This is a genomic window from Celeribacter halophilus (assembly GCF_900114135.1).
In the GTDB taxonomy this organism is placed as follows: domain Bacteria; phylum Pseudomonadota; class Alphaproteobacteria; order Rhodobacterales; family Rhodobacteraceae; genus Celeribacter; species Celeribacter halophilus.
Map to the genome: position 1 here is coordinate 216,896 of NZ_FORY01000004.1, position 18,454 is coordinate 235,349.

General features: G+C 59.0%; 17 protein-coding genes. 16 read left to right on the forward strand and 1 reads right to left on the reverse strand.

Translation table 11 applies throughout. From position 1 onward, the window contains the following. Positions 1-5: 5 nt before the first annotated feature. The 16 genes from hutI to BM152_RS05720 all read left to right on the forward strand — a co-directional run bounded on the left by hutI (position 6) and on the right by BM152_RS05720 (position 17,310). Positions 6-1,184: an imidazolonepropionase gene (hutI, locus tag BM152_RS05640; RefSeq protein ID WP_066601344.1), complete on the forward strand. Its 1,179-nt coding sequence runs from the start codon at positions 6-8 to the stop codon at positions 1,182-1,184. After that, positions 1,178-2,698, forward strand: coding sequence for a histidine ammonia-lyase (gene hutH / locus BM152_RS05645; protein WP_066601342.1), 1,521 nt, complete (start codon positions 1,178-1,180; stop codon positions 2,696-2,698). The genes hutI and hutH overlap by 7 nt, the downstream gene beginning before the upstream one ends. Beyond that, complete coding sequence (hutG, locus tag BM152_RS05650; RefSeq protein ID WP_066601340.1) at positions 2,695-3,504, forward strand: N-formylglutamate deformylase; 810 nt, start codon at positions 2,695-2,697, stop codon at positions 3,502-3,504. The genes hutH and hutG overlap by 4 nt, the downstream gene beginning before the upstream one ends. Before the next feature lie 168 nt (positions 3,505-3,672). Continuing rightward, complete coding sequence (hutU, locus tag BM152_RS05660; protein ID WP_066601338.1) at positions 3,673-5,367, forward strand: urocanate hydratase; 1,695 nt, start codon at positions 3,673-3,675, stop codon at positions 5,365-5,367. Next, on the forward strand, positions 5,364-5,915 hold the full coding sequence (locus tag BM152_RS05665; protein ID WP_066601336.1) for a HutD/Ves family protein: 552 nt from the start codon (positions 5,364-5,366) through the stop codon (positions 5,913-5,915). The genes hutU and BM152_RS05665 overlap by 4 nt, the downstream gene beginning before the upstream one ends. A gap of 97 nt (positions 5,916-6,012) precedes the next feature. Further along, positions 6,013-6,825 carry a transporter substrate-binding domain-containing protein gene (locus tag BM152_RS05670; RefSeq protein WP_066601335.1) on the forward strand — a complete coding sequence of 271 codons (813 nt, stop codon included), beginning with the start codon at positions 6,013-6,015 and terminating at the stop codon, positions 6,823-6,825. Positions 6,826-6,891: 66 nt separating this feature from the next. Further along, on the forward strand, positions 6,892-7,539 hold the full coding sequence (locus BM152_RS05675) for an amino acid ABC transporter permease (protein ID WP_066601334.1): 648 nt from the start codon (positions 6,892-6,894) through the stop codon (positions 7,537-7,539). Continuing rightward, the gene (locus tag BM152_RS05680) at positions 7,539-8,198 is read left to right on the forward strand and encodes an amino acid ABC transporter permease (RefSeq protein WP_066601331.1); all 660 of its coding nucleotides are present in this window, start codon (positions 7,539-7,541) and stop codon (positions 8,196-8,198) included. Before BM152_RS05675 ends, BM152_RS05680 begins: the two co-directional genes overlap by 1 nt. Before the next feature lie 3 nt (positions 8,199-8,201). Then, positions 8,202-8,990 carry an amino acid ABC transporter ATP-binding protein gene (locus BM152_RS05685; RefSeq protein ID WP_066601329.1) on the forward strand — a complete coding sequence of 263 codons (789 nt, stop codon included), beginning with the start codon at positions 8,202-8,204 and terminating at the stop codon, positions 8,988-8,990. A gap of 228 nt (positions 8,991-9,218) precedes the next feature. Then, entirely contained in the window at positions 9,219-10,256 is a 1,038-nt protein-coding gene (locus BM152_RS05690; protein WP_066601328.1) for a LacI family DNA-binding transcriptional regulator, read from the forward strand. 16 nt (positions 10,257-10,272) lie between these two features. Continuing rightward, complete coding sequence (xylA, locus tag BM152_RS05695; protein ID WP_066601326.1) at positions 10,273-11,568, forward strand: xylose isomerase; 1,296 nt, start codon at positions 10,273-10,275, stop codon at positions 11,566-11,568. A gap of 28 nt (positions 11,569-11,596) precedes the next feature. Beyond that, positions 11,597-12,652: a sugar phosphate isomerase/epimerase family protein gene (locus BM152_RS05700; protein ID WP_066601323.1), complete on the forward strand. Its 1,056-nt coding sequence runs from the start codon at positions 11,597-11,599 to the stop codon at positions 12,650-12,652. Then, positions 12,652-13,788 (forward strand): Gfo/Idh/MocA family protein, encoded by a 1,137-nt coding sequence (locus BM152_RS05705; protein ID WP_066601321.1) that lies wholly within the window; start codon positions 12,652-12,654, stop codon positions 13,786-13,788. The genes BM152_RS05700 and BM152_RS05705 overlap by 1 nt, the downstream gene beginning before the upstream one ends. After that, on the forward strand, positions 13,788-15,317 hold the full coding sequence (locus BM152_RS05710; RefSeq protein ID WP_066601320.1) for a sugar ABC transporter ATP-binding protein: 1,530 nt from the start codon (positions 13,788-13,790) through the stop codon (positions 15,315-15,317). Before BM152_RS05705 ends, BM152_RS05710 begins: the two co-directional genes overlap by 1 nt. A 4-nt stretch (positions 15,318-15,321) precedes the next feature. Continuing rightward, complete coding sequence (locus BM152_RS05715; RefSeq protein ID WP_074914019.1) at positions 15,322-16,326, forward strand: ABC transporter permease; 1,005 nt, start codon at positions 15,322-15,324, stop codon at positions 16,324-16,326. A 30-nt stretch (positions 16,327-16,356) separates the two neighbouring features. Further along, positions 16,357-17,310 (forward strand): ABC transporter substrate-binding protein, encoded by a 954-nt coding sequence (locus BM152_RS05720; RefSeq protein WP_066601319.1) that lies wholly within the window; start codon positions 16,357-16,359, stop codon positions 17,308-17,310. A 108-nt stretch (positions 17,311-17,418) separates the two neighbouring features. On the opposite strand, the gene BM152_RS05725 is transcribed toward BM152_RS05720, so the two are convergent. Beyond that, positions 17,419-18,423 carry an ABC transporter substrate-binding protein gene (locus BM152_RS05725; protein ID WP_231730493.1) on the reverse strand — a complete coding sequence of 335 codons (1,005 nt, stop codon included), beginning with the start codon at positions 18,421-18,423 and terminating at the stop codon, positions 17,419-17,421. Between the last annotated feature and the right edge of the window lie 31 nt (positions 18,424-18,454).

The window sequence follows — 18,454 nt, forward strand, 5'->3', positions numbered from 1 at the left end:
AGATTATGACCCAAATCACCCTCACCAACGCAACCCTTGTCCCTTGCACCGGAGATCGCGAGAACCGTGCCTTTCGCGGCTGGATACGCATCGAGAACGGACGAATCGCCGCACTTGGTGAAGGGGATGCCGAGGGCGAGGATCTGGGCGGGCGGCTGGTGACACCGGCGCTGGTCGATTGTCACACCCACATTATCTATGGTGGCAGCCGCGCACGGGAATTCGAACAACGTCTCGAAGGTGTCAGCTATGAAGACATCGCCCGCAGCGGTGGCGGCATCCTCTCGACTGTGAATGCGACACGCGAGGCCAGCGAGGAGGATTTGGTGGCCACGGCCCTGCCCCGTCTCGACACGCTCCTGTCCGAAGGTGCGGCGGTGGTCGAAGTCAAATCGGGCTACGGGCTGACGATTGAGGACGAGATTAAAATGCTGCGCGCGGCACGGCGTCTTGAAACGCTGCGCGATGTGCGTATCAAAACAACATGGCTCGCGGCCCATGCGCTGCCCCCCGAATATAAGGATCGCACAGAGGCCTATATTGACGAGGTGGTGATCGCCGGATTGCGCACGGCCCACGCGGAAGGGCTGGTCGATGCCGTCGACGGGTTTTGTGAATCCATTGCCTTTTCTGCCGACCAGATGGCGCGGGTCTTTGATGTTGCTCAGGAACTGGGCCTGCCGGTCAAACTCCATGCCGAGCAACTCAGCCACCAAGGCGGTGCACAGCTTGTTGCTGAACGAGGCGGGCTTTCGGCCGATCACATCGAATATACAACAAAGGCGGATGCCGAGGCGCTGGCCAAAGCCGGCAGCGTCGCAGTCCTGCTCCCCGGTGCGTTCTATACATTGCGCGAATCGCAAATGCCGCCGGTTTCAGCCTTTCGCGCGGCGGGATGCACGATGGCGCTGGCCACGGATTGCAATCCGGGAACCTCGCCGCTGACATCGCTGCTGTTGACGATGAACATGGGAGCGACCCTGTTCCGCATGACGCCGACCGAATGTCTGGAAGCCGTGACCTGCAACGCAGCAAAGGCCCTTGGGCTGGATGATTGCGGGCGCCTTGCGCCGGGGCTGCGGGCCGATCTCGCCATCTGGGATGTCACTGACTACGCCGAGCTGACCTACCGCATCGGCTTCAACCCTCTTTACAGCCGTTATTTCGGAGGCCGCAAATGCTGACCCTCATTCCAGGCGAGACAACACTCGACCAACTCGAAACCCTCTGGCGCACAGACGCCGCGGCACAACTTGATCCGCGCACTGCGGCGGCCATAGCAACATCGGCCGGACGGATTGCCTCTGCCGCGTCAGGGGATGCGGCGATTTACGGGGTCAACACGGGCTTTGGCAAACTCGCCTCTGTCCGCATTGTCCCCGATGACACGGCCACGCTGCAACGCAATCTGATCCTGTCGCATTGCTGCGGAGTGGGCGCGCCCTTGGCCGAACAGACCACGCGGTTGATGATGACGCTCAAACTGCTCAGCCTCGGACGCGGGGCCTCAGGCGTGCGTCCCGAGATCATCGCGCTGATCGAAGGCATGCTGGCCCGTCGCGTGACGCCTGTTGTGCCGGAACAGGGCAGCGTTGGCGCCTCGGGCGATCTTGCGCCACTGGCCCATATGGCGGCGGTGATGATCGGCGCGGGCGAGGCCATGTTTGAAGGTCAACGTCTCTCCGGTGCAGAGGCGCTTGCGCGTGCTGGACTGGCTCCTGTAGTGCTGGGCGCGAAAGAGGGGCTCGCGCTCATCAACGGCACGCAATTCTCCACCGCTCTGGCCTTGGTCGGTCTGTTCCGCGCCATGACCTGTCTGCGCACAGCCATTGTCACAGGGGCAATGTCAACCGATGCGATCATGGGATCGACCGCACCGACACGCGCCGAAATCCACACCCTACGCGGCCATCGCGGCCAGATCGACGTTGCCGCCGCCATGCGGGATTTGCTCGAAGGCAGCGAAATCCGTGAAAGCCACCGCGAAGGTGATGCCCGCGTGCAAGACCCCTATTGCATTCGTTGCCAGCCCCAAGTCACAGGGGCCGCGCTTGATCTGCTGCGTTTCGCGGGTCAGACCCTGATCACCGAAGCCAATGCGGTGACCGACAACCCTCTCGTTCTCTCGGATGGCAGCATCGTCTCCGGCGGCAATTTCCACGCGGAGCCTGTGGCCTTTGCCGCTGACCAGATCGCACTGGCCGTGGCCGAGATCGGTGCCATCGCCCAGCGCCGTATCGCGCTCATGGTCGATCCGGCGCTGAGCTTCGGCCTGCCGCCCTTTCTGACGCCGGAGCCGGGGTTGAACAGTGGCCTGATGATTGCTGAGGTCACGACCGCCGCCCTGATGAGCGAGAACAAACATCTCGCCAACCCCTGCTCGGTGGATAGCACCCCCACCAGCGCCAATCAGGAAGACCATGTCAGCATGGCCGCTCATGGCGCACGGCGGCTGGGGCTGATGACGCGGAACCTCTCGATGATCCTCGGGGTCGAAGCGATATGCAGCGCCCAAGGCATCGAATTCCGCGCTCCTTTGACAACCTCCGCGCCGCTCACACGGGTGATCGAGGCGCTGCGCGCTCATGTAGACGCGATAGGTGCTGACCGCTATCTCGCGCCCGATCTTGAAAAAGCACAAAGCCTCGTCGAAGATCAAGTGCTTGTCTCGGCTGCGGGGTTGGAGGTGGCCTCATGAGCCGCACTATCCCTGATCCCGTTGAAGTTACTCAAGGCGACAGCCCTGTTATTCTGGGCCTTCCGCACACGGGCACCTATGTCCCTGATGCGGTTCGGGCCAAACTGAATCCACGCGGACGTGCCTTGGCGGATACGGACTGGAATATCCATCACCTGTATGACGGGCTGCTCCCGAATGCGACCACCGTCCGCGCCACCTTCCACCGCTATGTGATCGACGCCAATCGCGGACCGGAAAATGAAAGCCTCTATCCCGGCCAGAACACGACGGGCCTTGTGCCCCTGACCGATTTCGACGGCGTACCGATCTGGACCGAGGAACCTGATGCGGCCGAAGTCGAAGCGCGTCTTGTGCAGTTTCACACCCCCTATCATGCCGCCCTGCGGGCCGAGATCGAACGGGTCCGCGCTCGGCACGGTGTGGCGATCCTCTATGACTGCCACTCGATCCGCTCGCATATCCCCTATCTCTTCGACGGGAAGCTGCCGGATCTCAATATCGGCACGGCAAATGGCACCAGTTGCGCGCCGCAAATCGAAGCTGTCACTGCAGAGATCTGCGCCCGAGCTCAGGGGTTTACCCATGTCGTTAACGGGCGGTTCAAAGGCGGTTGGACCACGCGCCACTATGGCCAGCCCGAAACAGGCGTCCATGCCATCCAGATGGAACTGGCGCAGTCCACCCACCTGACTGCCGAGGCTCCGCCTTGGGAGATCAACGCAGAGAAGGCCGCACGCCTGCGCCCCTATCTCGCCGAAATTCTGACCGCCCTTGAAACCCTCGCTCCGGAGCTGACGAGATGAAACCGCTCGAAGGGCGCAAGCCTGTGGCGGATACGGCTTCACGCGGGATTTCCCGCTGGAGCGCCACCTTCGCGATCTGCGGATCATGCGCATGAAGGCTCCTCTGAAATTCAACGCAACATCATCGCGGGCAGATTGCTCGCCTGAGATGCAGAAAGGATCGAACTGATGAACAATCCGCGTCACAACACCCGCGACATCTTCCCCGCAACCGGCACCGAGATGACGGCCAAGAGCTGGCTGACCGAAGCGCCGCTGCGGATGCTGATGAATAACCTGCATCCCGATGTCGCCGAGAATCCGCATGAACTGGTGGTCTATGGCGGGATTGGCCGTGCCGCACGCACTTGGGACGATTTCGACCGGATTTGTGCCGCATTGCGCGAACTTGACGACGACCAAACGCTGTTGGTGCAATCTGGCAAACCGGTCGGTGTATTCCAAACCCACAAGGATGCGCCGCGCGTTCTGATTGCCAACTCCAACCTCGTGCCGCACTGGGCGAATTGGGAGCATTTCAACGAACTCGATAAAAAGGGTCTGGCGATGTATGGCCAGATGACCGCGGGGTCGTGGATTTACATCGGGGCGCAAGGGATTGTGCAGGGCACATACGAGACCTTTGCCGAAGCCGGTCGCCAACATTACGACGGTGATCTGCAGGGACGCTGGATTCTGACCGGCGGTCTGGGCGGCATGGGTGGCGCGCAGCCGCTGGCCGCTGTGATGGCCGGAGCCTGCTGTCTGGCAGTGGAATGCGACGAGACCCGCGCCGATTTCCGCATCCGCACCCGCTATTGCGACGAGAAAACCCATTCGCTTGACGAAGCGCTGGCGATGATTGATCGCTGGACCAAAGCGGGCGAGGCCAAATCCGTCGCCTTGATCGGCAATGCCGCAGATGTTTTCCCCGAAATCCTGCGCCGGATGCAGGCTGGCGAAGCGCTTCCCAACGGCCGGCCTGACATTGTGACCGACCAGACCTCGGCGCATGATCCCTTCCACGGCTACCTGCCCAAAGGCTGGACCGTTGCGCAATGGCGCGCAGAGCAGGAAAGCAATCCCGCCGCAGTCGCGAGCGCCGCACGGGCTTCGATGCGCGATCATGTCGAGGCGATGGTAGGGTTCTGGAACGCGGGTGTGCCAACGCTCGATTACGGCAACAACATCCGCCAGATGGCGCAGGAAGAAGGGCTGGAAAATGCCTTTGCATTTCCGGGCTTCGTGCCGGCCTATATCCGTCCACTGTTCTGTCGCGGCGTCGGGCCGTTCCGCTGGGCCGCTCTGTCGGGCGATCCCGAGGACATCTATAAAACCGACCAACGCATGAAGGAACTGTTCCCTGAAAATGCCCATCTGCATCGCTGGCTGGATATGGCCCGCGAGCGGATCGAGTTTCAGGGGCTGCCCGCACGGATCATGTGGATCGGGTTGGGCGAACGGCACAAGGCGGGGCTTGCGATCAACGAAATGGTCCGCAACGGCGAGTTGAAAGCACCGGTCGTCATCGGGCGCGACCATCTCGACAGTGGCTCGGTCGCATCGCCCAATCGCGAGACCGAGGCCATGAAGGACGGCTCCGATGCCGTCTCCGACTGGCCTTTGTTGAATGCTCTGCTCAACACCGCGTCAGGCGCGACATGGGTCTCGCTGCATCACGGTGGCGGCGTCGGTATGGGCTTTTCGCAGCACTCAGGCATGGTCATCTGTTGTGACGGCTCCGAAGATGCAGACCGCCGCATTGCGCGGGTGCTTTGGAACGATCCGGCCACGGGCGTCATGCGCCACGCCGATGCAGGTTATGAGATTGCCCGTGATTGCGCCACTGAACATGATCTCAACCTGCCGGGGATCCTGAAATGAAACTGATCCGCCGCAGCGATCTCACCGCACAGCCATGGAAAAATGGCGGCGGGCTGACATGGAAAATCGCCGCCTTCCCCGCCGGGGCAGGCTTTGACGATATGCTGTGGCGGATCAGTATGGCCGAGGTCGCGACCGAGGGCGGGTTCTCCGCCTTTACGGGCATAGACCGCACGTTAACGGTTTTGTCCGGCACGGGTCTGCATCTCGATTTTGCGCAGGGCGGGTCTGTCACACTGGACAATCACACGCCGCCTTTCTCCTTTCCCGGAGAGGCCGCACTCCATGCTCGCCTCAGCGCAGGTCCGGTTCTGGACTTCAACGTCATGACGCGACGCGGGGTCTGCACACATCAGGTCGTGATGCTGGCGGCAGGTCAACCTGTGCCAAATTGTGCAGTTGCCCTTGTCACGCGCCACCAACCGGTTAAAATTGGCGATCTCGTCTTGCATCCCGACGAAATTATAGTTTCAGATCAAAATCATGACCTGAGCGGCCAAGTCGTCTCCGGTCCCGTGATTGCCGTCATTGTGCGTCATCTGACATAGAAAATTCCGACGCCGGGAAAACCGGCGCTGGTCCGACTGTCCGGCACCCAAGGGGCGCGGTGCCGGAATGAAAAGCCCCGCCAACAGGAGAGACAATATGACCTTTTACACAACTGTGAAATCCGCGCTTCTTGGTCTGGGCGCACTTGCTTTCACCACTTCAGCGGTTCTGGCAGATGATCTGGCCGACATCAAAGCCGCAGGCAAAATTGTCGTCGCGACAGAGATGCATTACGCACCCTTCGACATGCTCGAAAACGGTGAATATGTCGGGTTTGACCGCGACCTGTTTGACGAGATCGCCAAGGAACTGGGCGTCACGCCGGAATATCTGGACTTGCCGTGGACCTCGATCCTGCCGGGTCTCGAAGTCAACAAATTCGACTTTGTTCTGGCCCCTGTGACCATGACCGCCGAACGCGCAGAACGCTACAGCTTCACCCTGCCGATCGCGGATGCGACCGTTGCCTTTGTGCAGCGTAAAGATGGCAAGATGACAGGGCCGGAAGATGCCAAAGGCATGACGGTCGGCGTGCAAAAAGGCACGGCGCAAGAGAAACAGCTTGAAGCCTATGGCGAGAAAATCGGCGGTATTACTGTCAAAGGTTACGGCACACCGGACGAAGCCTATGCCGATCTGATGACCGGTCGTCTTGACGCGGTTGCGGGGTCTGCACCGCTTCTCAGCTACCTTGCCAATACACGCCCTGACAACTTCGCCGTTGTCACCCCGCCCTTCGGCACACCCACCTATTTCGGCTTTGTAGCCCGCAAAGGTGATGGCGATACACTGGTTGCCGCTGTGAATGACGCTCTTGAAGCGATCAAGGCCGATGGCCGGATGGCCGCCATGCAAGAAAAATGGTTCGGCATGGCCACCGAACTTCCGGCGACAATGCCTGAACTCTAAGATATAACCCGCGCGGGCGGGGCCCACTCGCCCGCGCAACGCCCTCCCCATTCTCAAGGCATGGCAATGTTTTCATTCCAGACGATCGTGGAAAATTTTCCAGTGTTGCTCGGCTCGGCCCGCTACACGCTCCTGATCTCGGTCCTCGGCTGTATCGAGGGGCTCATTCTCGGTGCGGTGATCTGTGCTGCGGCACTGTCGAACAAGCGCTGGATGCGCCGGATTGCGGCGCTTTATGTCAGCTTTTTTCGCGGCGTCCCGCTGCTGATCCAGCTTCTCGCGGCTTATTACCTGCTGCCTGTGATCGGCATCAATGTGCCCGCACTGGCCGCGGCGGTCCTGACCGTCGGGCTTTGTGCCGCCGCCTACCTGTCTGAAGTGCTGCGCGGGTCTCTCAACGCCATCCCCCAAGGTCAGGCGGAAGCCGCCGCTGCCATCGGCATGGCGCCCCGCGATGTCTGGATCCGTATTCTGCTGCCGCAGGCGCTCAAGATCGGCCTGCCCGCTATCGTCAACGAATTGATCCTGTTGGTCAAAGCCAGCTCCCTTGTCACCGTGGTCGGCATTGTGGAAATCACGCGCATGAGCCAGTCCATCGCCGCCGCCACCTATCGTCCCCTCGAAATCTACCTTGCCGCCGCCTTTATCTACCTCGTGATCAACCTTGTGATTGCACAGGCCGGACGCATGCTTGAACGGAGGCTTACGGTCTGATGACGGAGATAATCCAACGCTACGGCCCTGATCTGCTTACAGGCTTCGGATACACCATTCTGAGTTGGGCGCTGGGGACACTCCTCGGCCTTGTACTCGGTTTCATGATCGAGATCGCCCGCCGGTTTGGCCCCGCATTCCTGCGCTATCCGATCCGCGCCTATGTCGAATTCGTCCGTGGCACGCCCTTCCTCGTGCAGCTTTTTGTCCTGTATTACGGTGGCCCGCTCATCGGGCTGCGTCTGGACGCCCTACCCGCAGGCATCCTCGGGTTGACGATTTACGGCAGCGCCTATTTCACCGAAATCCTGCGTGCGGGCTTTGATGCCGTACCCGTCGGTCAGGTCGAAGCCGCCCGCGCCATCGGCTTTCGCAACACGACCATTATCACCCGCATCATGGTGCCGGTCATGATGGTCTCCGCCCTGCCCGCACTGGTGAATTTCGCGATCATCCTGACGAAGGAAACCGTGATCCTGTCGATGATCACCGTTCCCGAGATCATGTTCCAGACCCAAACGATGATGAGCGAAACCTTCGCTTTCGTCGCCCCGATCCTGATCCTTGCCTTGTTCTTCTGGGGCTTCGTCGAATTGATCTCGCGCTTCGGCCGCCGTCTGGAGCGCCGCTTCACCCATTACCTTCTTGATCGGAGCTGAGAGATGACCAGCCAGACCGCCGCCTCCGCCCATTTGCGCAATGTCAACAAATTCTATGGCCCGTTTCAGGCTCTGAAGGACGTCAGCCTCGACATCCCGCCGGGCAAGGTGACCTGCCTGATCGGCCCATCCGGTTCGGGCAAGTCCACATTGCTGCGCTGTATCAATGTTCTTGAACTCTACGACAGCGGCGAGGTGCGGATTGACGACCAGCTGATCGGCTATGACAGCCCCGGCGGCAAAGTGATGGCCGCAAACCGGTTGCGCGAGATGCGCCGCGAGATCGGCATGGTGTTCCAGCAATTCAACCTCTGGCCGCATATGACCGCCTTGCAGAACGTGGCCGAAGGGCTGGAACGCGTCCGTGGGCTGAAACGCCCCGAGGCGCAGGCCCGTGCACGCGAGGCTCTGGCCAAGGTCGGGCTGGCGGACAAGGAAGACAACCATCCCAGCCATCTCTCCGGCGGCCAACAGCAACGGGTCGCCATCGCTCGGGCCATCGCAATGGAACCGCGCATTATGCTGTTTGACGAACCGACAAGCGCACTTGATCCGGAACTGGTGGGCGAGGTGCTCGGTGTGATGAAACAGCTTGCCGCCGAAGGCATGACCATGGTCGTGGTCACCCACGAAATGGGATTTGCCGCGCATGTGGCCGATAGGGTGGTGTTCATGGAACGCGGAGAGATCGTTGCAACCGGCTCGCCGCGCGATGTGTTCAACAACCCGACCGACCCGCGCCTCGCCAGCTTTTTGCAAGGCTATCGCGAACGCAATTCCCTCGACTTCTGAAACGTATGCCCGCCCTTTGGCGACGGAAGCACTCCGGGCAGCTGTGCATTACAGGATGATATCGGACATCGCCCCAAGTGGCATTGAGATTCGGGTAAACGCCAGCACCATCTAATGCATTGATTTATAGTTGATAAATTAAATTACAAGAAAATGATTGACGTATATCATTTTTGCGTCAACTCTAAACCCGTGCCAGCAGGAGGAGTGCTGCGCACGGGAGGAAAGATGAAAAACCCGACACTTCATGATGTCGCCGCTTTGGCGGGCGTCAGCTATGCGACTGCGGATCGCGTTGTGAACCGGCGCGGCAATGTGGCCGAGAAATCGGTGCGCAAGGTCAATGATGCCGTCGCTCAGCTTGGCTATGTCCGCAATATCGCCGCTGCCAAACTCTCCAAAAGCCGGCACCACCACCTCGCTTTCGTTCTGCCTGACAAATCCCACGACTTTTTCGGCCGGATGCATGACCAGCTTGCAGCCGCCGCATTGCATCTCAAAACCGCCGGAGTGGTGCTCGATGTGATCGAGTTCGAAGCCTTTGACGCGCGCGCTCTGGAGCAGGCTCTCTCCGGCTTGATCGGAAAAAACTATGATGGTGTCGCCTTTGTCGGGCAGGGTCTGGACAAATTCTCCACCTCCCTCACGGCTCTGCGGGCCGAAGGGACGAAAATTGTCACGCTCGTCTCTGATGTGCCGGAGAACAATCGCGATCATTATATCGGGATTGATAACGTCAAGGCTGGCCGCACCGCCGGACGCCTGATCGGGTTCTCACATGGCGGAAAGCCGGGCCATGTTGTTCTGACGGCAGGATCTCTTGATCTTCGCGACCACAGCGACCGGATCAACGGGTTTCGCGAAGTGATAGAGGCCGACTTCCCCAATATCGGGATTTCCGAAGTCATCGAGACCAAGGACCAAGCCGAACTGATGCAGCAAAGCCTGCACCAGAACCTGTCCGACGCCTCCCCAATCACGGCAATCTACAATGCTGGCGCGGGCAACGAAGGTCTGGTGCGTGCCCTGCGCGAACGTGATCCGGATGGCGCAATTTTCTGCATCGTCCATGAACTTTCCACAACTGTCTGCGATGCGCTCCAAGACGGTTTCGTTGATGTCGCCCTCGACCAACGCCCCGAGATTGAGATGAACCGCGCTTTGGCGCTGCTGCAAGCCATCGCAGATGAAATGCCGCCACCCCCATCGCCGGAGCTCATTCCGGCGATCTATGTGCGCGACAACCTTCCAACCGAAATGAACTGATCAGGAAAGTGCCCCGATGACCGACTTTTTCAAAGACATCTCACCGCTTCGTTACGATCCGCAATCCGACGGGTTGGCTTTCCGTCATTACAATCCTGACGAGGTCGTCATGGGCAAGCGCATGGAAGACCATCTGCGTTTTGCTGTCGCCTATTGGCATTCCTTTGCCTGGCCCGGAGATGATCCCTTTGGCGGGCAAACCTTTGAACGGCCATGGTTTGGCAACACGATGGATCTGGCAAAGATGAAAGCAGATGTCGCTTTCGAAATGTTCGACCTGCTCAATGTGCCGTTCTTCTGCTGGCATGATGCCGATATCCGCCCTGAAGGCGACAGCTTTGCCGAGAGCAAGCGCAACTTCGAAGAAATGGTCGACTATCTCAGCGAAAAGATGGAAAGCAGCAAGACCAAGCTGCTTTGGGGAACCGCCAACCTCTTTTCCAACCGTCGTTTCATGGCGGGCGCGGCCACCAATCCCGACCCCGATATTTTCGCATGGTCTGCCGCAACGGTGAAAAACTGTATGGATGCCACGCATAAGATGGGCGGCCAAAATTATGTGCTCTGGGGCGGGCGCGAAGGCTATGAAACCCTGCTCAACACCGACCTGAAGCGCGAACGCCAACAAGCCGGACGGCTCTTGCAAATGGCGGTCGAGTATAAACACAAGATCGGCTTCAAAGGGGCGATCCTTGTCGAGCCCAAGCCCCAGGAACCAACCAAGCACCAGTATGATTTCGACGTGGCCACTGTCTACGGCTTCCTCAAGGAGTTCGGCCTTGAAAGCGAAGTGCAGATGAACATCGAGCAAGGCCACGCGATCCTTGCCGGTCATTCCTTTGAACACGAACTGGCGCTGGCCTCTGCTCTCGGAATATTCGGTTCCATCGACATGAACCGCAATGACTATCAGTCTGGCTGGGACACCGACCAGTTCCCCAACAACGTGCCGGAAGTGGCCTTGGCCTATTACGAAGTACTCAAGGCGGGCGGTTTCACCACCGGCGGGACCAATTTCGATGCCAAACTGCGCCGTCAGTCTCTTGATCCGGTGGATCTGATCGCCGGACATGCTGGTGCAATGGATGTCTGCGCTCGCGGTTTCAAAGCCGCGGCGGCCATGCTGGAGGATGGCACGCTCGAAGCAATGCGCAGCGAACGTTACGCCGGATGGGACACGCCGAAAGGTCAGGCACTTCTCAAGAGCGATCTGGCCACAATCGCTGCACAGGTCGAAGCCGACGCGATCAATCCGCAACCGCGGTCCGGTCGTCAGGAAATCTTGGAAAATATTGTGAACCGCTTCGTTTGAACGCGGTTGAATAGGGAGGAGGAAAATCATGAAGACCATTCAAGGGCCCGCGCTGTTTCTGGCGCAATTTGCAGGTGACGAAGCTCCGTTCAACTCGTGGGACAGCATCACCAAATGGGCGGCGGACTGCGGCTATAAAGGGGTTCAGGTGCCCAGTTGGGATGCGCGTCTGATCGACCTCGACAAGGCCGCCGAAAGCAAAGACTATTGCGACGAGTTCAAGGGACAAGCCACCGAAAACGGCGTCACGGTCACCGAACTGTCCACCCATTTGCAAGGCCAGCTTGTTGCCGTCCACCCCGCCTATGACGATGCGTTCGACGGTTTCGCGGCTCCTGAAGTGCGCGGCAATCCGAAGGCGCGTCAGGCATGGGCGGTCGAGCAGGTCAAGAAAGCCTTGTCTGCCTCCAAGAATATGGGCATCGGCGCACATGCGACCTTCTCCGGCGCCTTGGCATGGCCCTATATCTACCCGTGGCCACAGCGCCCTGCCGGTCTGATCGAAACCGCATTCGAGGAACTGGCCAAGCGCTGGCTCCCAATTCTCGACCATGCCGAAGACTGCGGCGTTGATGTCTGTTATGAGATCCATCCGGGTGAAGATCTGCATGACGGGATCACCTATGAGATGTTCCTTGAGCGCACCGGTAATCATGACCGTGCCTGTATGCTCTATGACCCGTCGCACTATGTGCTTCAGTGCCTCGACTATCTCGACAATATCGACATCTACAAAGACCGCATCCGCATGTTCCATGTCAAAGACGCGGAATTCAATCCGACGGGGCGACAAGGTGTCTATTCCGGCTATCAATCCTGGGTCAATCGTGCCGGACGGTTCCGCAGTCTGGGCGACGGTCAGGTGGATTTCGGCGCGGTCTTCTCCAAAATGGCGGCCAATGATTTTGATGGCTGGGCCGTGGTTGAATGGGAATGTGCGCTCAAACATCCCGAGGACGGTGCGCGCGAAGGGGCGCAATTCGTGAAAGACCACATCATCCGCGTCACGGAACGCGCTTTTGATGACTTCGCAGATGGCGGCACGGATGAGGCTGCAAATCGTAAAATGTTGGGGATCGACTGATGAAACGTATTCGTTTGGGTATGGTCGGCGGCGGAAATGACGCCTTTATCGGCGGGGTGCATCGCATCGCCGCGCGGATCGACGACAGGTTCGAACTGTTGGCCGGGGCGCTATCCTCGACACCGGAGAAATCCGAAGCCAGCGCCAAGGCACTCGGCATCAACCGCAGTTACGGATCATTCACCGAGATGGCCAATGCAGAAGCGGCACGCGAAGACGGGATCGAGGCGGTCAGCATCGTAACCCCGAACCACGTCCATGCGGCCGCCGCGAAGGCTTTTCTCGCGAAAGGCATCCATGTGATCTGTGACAAGCCTTTGACCTCGACGCTGGAAGACGCGCAAAGTCTGGCACAGTCCGTGGCTGACAGTGACGCGCTTTTCATCCTGACACATAACTACACAGGCTATCCGATGATCCGTCAGGCCCGCGACATGGTGCATGCCGGTGATCTTGGCGATATCCGCATTGTTCAGGTCGAATATCCGCAGGACTGGCTCACCAGCCCCGCTGAGAAAGAAGGCGTCAAACAGGCCGAATGGCGGACCGACCCGAAACGCTCCGGTGCGGGCGGATCGGTCGGTGACATTGGCACTCATGCCCACAACCTCGCCTGTTTTGTCACGGGTCTCTCGGTCGAAAAACTGGCGGCAGATCTGCAAGCCTTCGGGGCCGGACGCACACTTGATGACAATGCCCATGTGCTGTTGCGCTTTGCTTCTGGTGCACGCGGGATGCTCTGGTCGTCTCAGGTCGCGCCCGGCAACGAGAACGCGCTCAAGCTGCGCGTCTATGGAAGCAAGGGCGGGCTGGAATGGTCTCAGGAAGACCCGAATTACCTCTGGTTCACCCCGCAAGGAGAACCCAAACGTCTGATCACCCGAAATGGTGCAGGCGCCGGTGCCGCAGCCTCTGCGGTCAGCCGCATCCCAGCGGGTCATCCCGAAGGCTATCTTGAAGGCTTTGCGACCATTTACAACGAATCCGCCGAAGCCATTCGCGCGGTTCAGAACGGCACCGACAAAGCAACCGCTATGGGGCTCTTGCCGGGGATCCAGGCAGGACTGGAGGGCATGGCCTTTATCTCCGCCTGTGTGAGTTCCTCCGCGCAGGATGCGGCTTGGGTGACGCTCTGATGTCACATCCTGTTCTCGCCCTGTCCGGCGTCAGTAAGAGCTTCGGCCCGATCGAGGTGCTGCACGAGATTGATCTGTCCCTGAGGGCCGGAGAGGTGCACGCTTTGATCGGGGAGAACGGGGCGGGGAAATCCACGACGATGAAAATCCTCTCCGGCTATCAGCCCGCCACAAGCGGCAACGTGATGTTGGACGGAACGCCTGTGCGGTTTGACAGTCTGCATGAGGGTGAGGCGGCTGGTGTCGTGATGATCCATCAGGAGTTCAATCTCGCTGAACAGCTAACGGTCGAGCAGAACATCTTTCTGGGGCGGGAACTGCGGCGCGGCCCCTTGCTTGATAAAGCGCGGATGCGGCGACTTACACGCAGCTATCTTGAACGGGTGAAATGCGCCGTTGATCCGGATGCGCCGGTGTCCTCTCTGTCCAACTCGGAAAAGCAGATGGTCGAGATCGCCAAGGCCCTGTCGCGGGATGCGCGTGTCCTGATTATGGACGAGCCGACAGCAGTGCTGACCACGCGGGAAACCGCGGTTTTGATGGATCAGGTCCGCGCTCTCAGAGAACAGGGAACCGCAATCCTGTTCACTTCGCACAAGCTCGATGAAGTGGCCGGTATTTCCGATGTCGTGACCATCATGCGCGACGGGCGTGTGGTCCATTCCGGGCCGGCCAAAGAGATTGACGAAGATGGCATGGCTACAGGCATGGTTGGCCGCGATGTCTCCGACCTCTACCCTGCCAAGCCCGAAAGCGGAGTCGGAGAGGTGGTGCTGTCAGTCCAGAACCTCACCGTGCCGGGATTTGCCGAAAACGTCTCTTTTGACCTGCGTGCGGGCGAGATTCTGGGGCTGGGCGGATTGATTGGCGCGGGGCGCACCGAAGTGATGGAGGGCCTTGCCGGTTTGCGACCCGCCTCGGCGGACCGGATCACGATTTTTGGTAACACCGTTAACATCCGCACCCCTGCAGATGCACAGCGCCACGGCCTTTGCTACCTGACCGAAGATCGCAAACTGCGCGGTCTTCTTTTGGGATGGGGGATGCGTGAGAACCTGACCCTGCAAACGCTGGACAGGTTCGGTGCGCGTTTCATTGACCGGAAGGCCGAGGAAAAAGCGCTGGATAACGCCATTGACGAATTCGATATCCGCGCAGGCCGCCGAGATGTGAAGGTCGGCAATCTTTCGGGCGGCAACCAGCAAAAGCTGCTTCTGGCGAAAGTCATGCTTTCCGAACCGCGCATCCTGATCGTGGATGAACCCACCCGTGGCATCGACATCGGGACGAAACAACAAATCTACGCCTTCTTGCGTGATCTGGCCGCCCAAGGCGTGCCGATCATCGTCATTTCTTCGGAGATGCCCGAACTGATGGGCCTTGCAGACCGGATTCTCGTGATGCGTCTGGGCCGGATCAGCGGAGAAGTGACCCAAGATGCCATCACCGAAGACGCCATTGTCCGCCTGTCCATGGGGCTGAGCGCGACGTCCGAACAATCCCCCGTCTCCGCGACGCAAGGAGCTTGACCAAATGACTGATGTGACCTCAACACCAGCCGGAAAGACCCGCGCCAAACTGCCCTCCATGTCCGTGCTCGGACCGGTGCTGGCACTGGTCGTGCTGATCGCAATCGGGGCCATGATGAACCCGAACTTCCTCAGCGCGGCCAATATCACCAATGTGCTGGCCCGCTCTGCCTTTATCGGGATCATCGCCGTTGGCATGACCTTTGTTATCACTGCAGGCGGGCTTGACCTCTCGGTTGGCTCTATGGCGGCTTTTATTGCCGGATTGATGATCCTGACCATGAACGCCGCTCTGCCGAGTTTGGGAGTCGGCGTGCCCATCATTCTGCTGGGCATGGCTGTGGCGCTTGTTGCCGGTGTGATTGCAGGTCTGCTCAACGGCTTTCTGATCACGACATTGGGCATCGAAGCCTTCATCGTCACCCTTGGTTCTATGGGCATCTACCGCAGCCTCGTCACATGGCTGGCCGACGGGGGCACCCTGTCGCTGGATTTCGGTCTGCGCACGTTTTACCGGCCTGTCTACTTTGACGGCATTTTCGGGATCAGTTGGCCCATTATCGTCTTTGCCATCGTGGTGATCGTCGGAGAAATCATCATGTCGCGCACGGCCTTCGGGCGCCATTGCGCCGCAACAGGCTCTAATGAACACGTTGCGCATTATTCTAACGTCAATATCAATCGCACACGGATGCTGACCTATGCGGCTCTTGGGTTGCTCGTCGGGGTCGCCACCATCATGTATGTGCCGCGCCTCGGGTCTGCCTCGGCCTCCACCGGCGTGCTTTGGGAACTCGAAGCCATCGCCGCCGTTATCATCGGCGGCACCGTGCTCAAAGGCGGATTCGGACGGGTCTGGGGCACTGTGATCGGTGTGCTGATCCTCAGCCTGATCGACAACATTCTGAATTTGACCGACTTTGTTTCACCCTATCTGAACGGCGCGATCCAAGGGGTTATCATTATTCTCGCTGTTATCTTGCAGCGCGAACGCAAGGCGGCACAATAGCTGTCAGAACCAAGCTCAGGGAGGAGCAAAATGAAACTTTCTGCCAAAATCATGGCCGCAACAGTGGCCACTCTCATCGGGACGTCTGCCTATGCACAAGAGCAGGACACGAAGGTGATCGGCGTGTCCATTCCTGCCGCCACCCACGGCTGGGCTGGCGGGATGAACTTTCATGCCAAGCAAACCGTCGAGCGGCTCGAAGAGGTCTACCCAGATCTCGACTTTGTCCTCGCCACCGCGCCAGATCCGGGCACACAGGTCAACGATATCGAGGACATGGTCGCCGTGCGCAATATCGACGCTCTGGTCGTCCTGCCCTTTGAATCCGATCCCCTGACCCCGCCCGTTCAGGCCGTCGCCGAATCCGGCGCTTGGGTCACTGTGGTGGACCGTGGCCTGTCGGTGCCCGGCATTGAAGATCTCTATGTCGCTGGTGACAACAGTGGCTTCGGGCGGGTCTCCGGCGAATTTATGGTCTCCCAAATGCCCGATGGTGGCGACATTGTCGTGCTGCGCGGCATTCCGACCACGATTGACAATGAACGCGTCGATGCTTTCACCGCTGCAATCGAAGGCTCCGGCATCAATGTTCTGGCGATGGAGCATGGCAACTGGAACCGTGATGACAGTTTTACCGTCATGGAAGACTACCTGTCCAAATACCCGCATATTGACGCGGTCTGGGCCTCTGATGACGATATGGCCATCGGTGTGCTCGCTGCAATCGAGGCGGCCGGACGCGATGATATCCAGTTCGTTCTCGGCGGTGCGGGGATGAAGGAAATGATCAAGCGGGTTGCAGATGGTGACCCGATGATCCCAGCCGATGTGACCTATCCGCCGTCCATGATTTCAACGGCGATTGAGATGACGGCTGTCGGTCTGACCTCCAACGCGGCCGTGTCGGGCACATTCACAATCGGCTCTGTTCTGGTCACACAAGACAACGCGATGGACTTCTACTACGAAGACAGCCCGTTCTAAGAGCGGCGTCACGGTCTGGCGGGCGGCTATGGCTCGCCAGACAAACTCTTTGTAGTGGTTGGAGACGTCAGCCAAACCTCGCGGATATATCGCGTAATGAAAAAGATGCTAGGGCGCGTCCTCCGCTTTAAAGCTGTCGTGCCATTTGGCGATGAACTGGTCACGTCTATGTGCATCCATCGCAACCAGCAATGTCGGCGCAATCGGAATGTAGCGATCATTGCTATCCGATCGAGCGTTCTCCGCTTGATCGCTGTTCTGAATAAGGTTTGCCTCTTGCAAAAGCGCACGCCCTTCTGGTGAGAGGAGAAAATCCAGAAACTGTGCTGCCGCCTCTTTGTGACGGGCATCTTTCGGTATCATAAGTGCGCGCGACAGATACATCGTGTAATCTTCAGGAAATATGACGCCAAGGTTTCTGTAGGATTTTATGTCCACATAGGAACCAAGGACATTATACGCTATCTTGTACTGACCATCATTTACGCTGGCGATCAGCTCTGCAGAACAACAAGTGGCAACAGCATCAGCACGCGAGAAGGATTCCAGCATCCCGCCAAATGTGGTTGCCTGCTGACTATCCATAAACGCAAACAAAAAACCGAGGCCGGAGCGTTCAATGTCGTAGGTTGCAATCTTGCCCCGATAGGCATTCGAAGGACGTCGCATCAGATCAAGAAGCGCAAACCTCGTGCGGGGCACATCCGCGGCAGGGACAAGGCTCTTGTTGTAGACAATAACGGCCGCCTCCCGAGTAATCCCCCAAAGCTCGTCCCGCCATTTGCGTTGGACGGGCAATTGCGCTGTGAGGTCAGATTGGTAAGCGCTTGCACAAGCGCGATTGACGAGATCGACCATCTGGTGAACGCCGGAAGAAATGACCACATCCGCTGACTGACGCCTGCCGTCACAGGCGCTGAGGCTATCAGCGTAGAGATTGTTCGAGCCCCATTGCTCATAATAGAGTTCAACGTTCGGATGGGCCGCGACAAATGCATCAAGAATCTGTGCAAAAGTGGCAATGTCCGTTGTCGACCGGACCGAGAGCGTGATTTCCGCTGTATCCTCAGGAGACGAGAAAATCGCGGTGGCCTCTTGCGCATGACCGGGCAAGGAAAAGGCGCAAGCAATCAAAGTGGTGACG

Bases quoted from the DNA above. Each gene is read 5' to 3' on its own strand.
- BM152_RS05665 (WP_066601336.1), top strand. From the start codon at position 5,364: ATGAAACTGATCCGCCGCAGCGATCTCACCGCACAGCCATGGAAAAAT.
- BM152_RS05705 (WP_066601321.1), top strand. From the start codon at position 12,652: ATGAAACGTATTCGTTTGGGTATGGTCGGCGGCGGAAATGACGCCTTT.
- hutU (WP_066601338.1), top strand. From the start codon at position 3,673: ATGAACAATCCGCGTCACAACACCCGCGACATCTTCCCCGCAACCGGC.
- hutH (WP_066601342.1), top strand. From the start codon at position 1,178: ATGCTGACCCTCATTCCAGGCGAGACAACACTCGACCAACTCGAAACC.
- BM152_RS05685 (WP_066601329.1), top strand. From the start codon at position 8,202: ATGACCAGCCAGACCGCCGCCTCCGCCCATTTGCGCAATGTCAACAAA.
- hutI (WP_066601344.1), top strand. From the start codon at position 6: ATGACCCAAATCACCCTCACCAACGCAACCCTTGTCCCTTGCACCGGA.
- hutG (WP_066601340.1), top strand. From the start codon at position 2,695: ATGAGCCGCACTATCCCTGATCCCGTTGAAGTTACTCAAGGCGACAGC.
- BM152_RS05690 (WP_066601328.1), top strand. From the start codon at position 9,219: ATGAAAAACCCGACACTTCATGATGTCGCCGCTTTGGCGGGCGTCAGC.
- BM152_RS05675 (WP_066601334.1), top strand. From the start codon at position 6,892: ATGTTTTCATTCCAGACGATCGTGGAAAATTTTCCAGTGTTGCTCGGC.
- BM152_RS05715 (WP_074914019.1), top strand. From the start codon at position 15,322: ATGACTGATGTGACCTCAACACCAGCCGGAAAGACCCGCGCCAAACTG.
- BM152_RS05670 (WP_066601335.1), top strand. From the start codon at position 6,013: ATGACCTTTTACACAACTGTGAAATCCGCGCTTCTTGGTCTGGGCGCA.
- BM152_RS05700 (WP_066601323.1), top strand. From the start codon at position 11,597: ATGAAGACCATTCAAGGGCCCGCGCTGTTTCTGGCGCAATTTGCAGGT.
- xylA (WP_066601326.1), top strand. From the start codon at position 10,273: ATGACCGACTTTTTCAAAGACATCTCACCGCTTCGTTACGATCCGCAA.
- BM152_RS05710 (WP_066601320.1), top strand. From the start codon at position 13,788: ATGTCACATCCTGTTCTCGCCCTGTCCGGCGTCAGTAAGAGCTTCGGC.
- BM152_RS05720 (WP_066601319.1), top strand. From the start codon at position 16,357: ATGAAACTTTCTGCCAAAATCATGGCCGCAACAGTGGCCACTCTCATC.
- BM152_RS05680 (WP_066601331.1), top strand. From the start codon at position 7,539: ATGACGGAGATAATCCAACGCTACGGCCCTGATCTGCTTACAGGCTTC.